The organism is Neisseria sp. 19428wB4_WF04 (assembly GCF_015235335.1).
Taxonomy (GTDB): domain Bacteria; phylum Pseudomonadota; class Gammaproteobacteria; order Burkholderiales; family Neisseriaceae; genus Neisseria; species Neisseria musculi.
Map to the genome: position 1 here is coordinate 1 of NZ_JADGLG010000158.1, position 456 is coordinate 456.

Here is a 456-nt window from a genome sequence, read left to right on the forward strand (position 1 = left end):
TAGCTATACCATATTTGCTTTTATACAAAATCCATAACACTGCTATTAAAATAACAAATGTAAGAGCAGGAACCATTAAAGAACCATAAGTTGTTATCACTCCGCCAAAATTAACACTTTCCTCAAAATAACTTGGCGGTGTAAAAGTTCTAGGTGTTGAAGTAAAAAGCATATTAAAAAGATTTTGCAAGAAAAAAATAATACCGATTGCTGTAATCAACAATGAAATTCTAGGAGCCTGTCTTAAAGGTTTATAAGCGATTCTATCTGTAGCTATTCCAACACAAGCAGCAAAAATCATTGCTAAAGACAAAGCTCCTAGAAAAGGAACATTTAGATTAGTCATGCAAAAAAGAGCCGCATAAGCACCAACCATCATAATATCGCCGTGAGCAAAATTAATAAGTCTTAACACACCATAAACCATCGTATAGCCAACAGCAATAAGAGCATACA

1 protein-coding gene is annotated in these 456 nt (G+C 33.6%); it reads right to left on the minus strand.

The window, feature by feature from the left end; genetic code table 11:
• The coding region (locus IR141_RS12785; RefSeq protein ID WP_135037818.1) for a branched-chain amino acid ABC transporter permease at positions 1 to 456 on the minus strand (456 nt) is incomplete at both ends.